The organism is Paenibacillus pinihumi DSM 23905 = JCM 16419 (assembly GCF_000422505.1).
In the GTDB taxonomy this organism is placed as follows: domain Bacteria; phylum Bacillota; class Bacilli; order Paenibacillales; family Paenibacillaceae; genus Paenibacillus_D; species Paenibacillus_D pinihumi.
Map to the genome: position 1 here is coordinate 1 of NZ_AULX01000052.1, position 2,646 is coordinate 2,646.

2 protein-coding genes and 1 pseudogene are annotated in these 2,646 nt (G+C 48.1%); 2 read left to right on the top strand and 1 reads right to left on the bottom strand.

What is annotated here, in order from left to right:
* On the bottom strand, nucleotides 1–895 hold an 895-nt coding region (locus tag H583_RS0113935; protein WP_028560981.1), incomplete at its 3' end, for a FecCD family ABC transporter permease.
* Between the two features lie 258 nt (nucleotides 896–1,153).
* Between H583_RS0113935 and H583_RS0113940 the strand changes: the two genes are divergently transcribed.
* Nucleotides 1,154–2,158: an ABC transporter substrate-binding protein gene (locus H583_RS0113940; protein ID WP_028560982.1), complete on the top strand. Its 1,005-nt coding sequence runs from the start codon at nucleotides 1,154–1,156 to the stop codon at nucleotides 2,156–2,158.
* Between the two features lie 284 nt (nucleotides 2,159–2,442).
* Nucleotides 2,443–2,646, top strand: a pseudogene (locus H583_RS0113945) (ThuA domain-containing protein); the annotation flags it as partial.

Consider the following 2,646-nt stretch of genomic DNA (forward strand, 5'->3'; position numbering starts at 1 on the left):
CCGCGCTGACCAGCAGCAATGCGCCAAGAACAGCGCAATACGGAAGCAGCCAGCGGTGGTCGGTTCCGACGAGGAACCGCGCGATATGCGGAATAATAATTCCGACAAAAACAACAGGCCCGGCCAGGGCAACAGAACCGCCAGCCAGCAAGACAATAACAATTGCTGCTGCCGCTTTAATGAAAACTGTATTTTGCCCAAGCCCTTTGGCCACATCATCGCCCATCGCAAGCACATTGATATGAGAAGCAAGCAGGAACGACCCGAGCAGGGCTAACAGCATATACAAATAGACCGAGTCAAACATGTCCATTGTTCGTCCGGCTACCGAGCCAACGAGCCAGGTGAGCACCTGATCAAAAGCTTTGCCGTTCGAGAGCAGCACGCCTTGCGTCAGTGAAGCGAAGAAGGCGGTCAGGGCCGAACCGGCCAGCGTAATCTTGATCGGTGTCAGGCCGTCTCTGCCGACCGATCCCAGCAGGTAGACTGCGCTTGCGCTTGCCGCTGCCCCGAAGAATGCAATCCATGTATATTGGGTAATATTCGTTACATCGAAGATGACAACGGACAATACAATGGCAAATGCTGCACCCGCATTGACACCGAAAATACTGGGGGAGGCGAGCGGATTGCGGGTAATCGCCTGCATCAGTGCTCCGGCTACAGCGAGGCTGCCGCCTACGAGAGCGGCAATCAGAGCACGCGGCATCCGTGTCGTCTGGATAATGATGTGCTCGTTTGAGCCGTCAAAATTCTGATAAGCTGAAATAATGCGGTCCAATGAATAATAATTGATTCCGAACATCAGGCTGCATAAAAAAGCAATGACCAGCAGCAGAAGCCCGGCCAGCAGGCCGGCGATTTTGTAAGACCGGTACAGATTGACTTTGTTCATGATGTTGAGAGCCCGCTTCCTGTGAAAAAATAGCTGAGAAACAGCATTTTGCAGCCATTGGCCAGCTTGAAATCCGTTACATAGATCCGTTACATAATCCGTTGCACAGATAATAACCATTGTAATGAGACAAGCCGTTCTTTGTCAACGATCTTGAGAATCATTATCACAAAATCGTTGACAAAGATGTCGAAATCACCTAAGCTTATTTTGCGAATGAAAATTGTTCTCATATAAAAGAGGGAGTGGGATTCACCAATGTTTCACAAAATGAACCGTGCCAAAATGAAGCCGTCAGCTCTATTAGCTGCAATCACGATGATTTGCCTGCTATTGAGCGCCTGCGGCTCGCAACAGCCTTCAGCATCCGGCAGCAACAACCAGCAACAACAGAATGGTGCTGCGCAGTCAGAGGAAGGCACACGCAAAATTAAGCATGTAATGGGAGAAACGGATGTACCTGCACATCCTAAGAAGGTTGTCATTTTGACGAATGAAGGAACTGAGGCACTGCTTGCATTGGGCGTGAAGCCAATCGCTGCAGTAGACTCCTATTATGGTGATCCTTGGTACGAACATATCGCTTCCCAAATGGAAGGCGTAAAAAATATTGGTAAGGAATCGCAGCCGAACCTGGAAATTATTGCTTCATTAAAACCGGACCTGATCCTGGGCAACAAAATGAGACATGAGAAAATCTATGATCAGCTCAAGGCGATTGCACCGACTGTCTACACAGAAACGCTGCGCGGCGAATGGAAGAACAACTTCGAGGTGTATGCGGATGCGTTGAACCTCAAAGACAAAGGCGATGAGATCATTGCTGCGTTCGACAAGCGCATTGAGGATTTCAAAGGCAAGCTGGGGGACAAGCTGAATGAGAAGGTTGCTGTCCTGCGCTTTATGGGCGGCAAAACAAGATACTACTACGGAGATATGTTCTCCGGCGTCATCTTCAAGCAAATCGGTATTCCTCGTAATGATACGAAGAGCGACGAGAAAGCGTTCGAGGATATTACCAAGGAGCGTCTGCCGGAGCTGGATACAGCGGACAGATTGTTCTATTTCACTTATGATCTGGACGGCAAAGGCAAAGAACAGGAAGAAGAGTGGATGAAAGATCCGCTGTGGCAAAACCTGAAGGTTGTGAAAAACAACAAGATCTATAAAGTAAACGATGCGACCTGGAACACATCCGGTGGTGTTATCTCCGCCAATATGATGATGGACGATCTCTACAAGCTGTATGAGGTTGCTCCGTAAGGTACGGACTCACTGGCAGTCCTGACTGCTGTACTCAGCGCGGTCAGTATGGAAAGCCACATTGAAAAAGCCGTCTTTCGCCTAATCGGTTGATTAAGCGAAAGGCGGCTTTTTGCTGTTGTTGCGACACATTTGTATGTAGTAGCGGGTCTGCTGTAAAGATCAGGTGTTGACAAAGTACACGATAGCAGACTAGCATTAGGGTGTCTGTAATCCAATAAATTCAATTTTTTCCTAAGCAAGTGCTTGCAGTCTGATAATCTGATGATTAGGAGTGAACAAACATGGCACAGCAAAGAAAGGCAATTGTACTCGGAGACTACGCCACGTCCAAATACCATCCGCTTACAGGTGTGGACAAGGAGCTTCAAGCTATATTTGAAGGTGCTTTTGAGGTAGAGGCGACTGATGACTATTCCATTCTATCATCTGCAGAGTTGAATACTTATCCATTGGTTATTTCATATACGGATTGCTGGGGGGCAGAG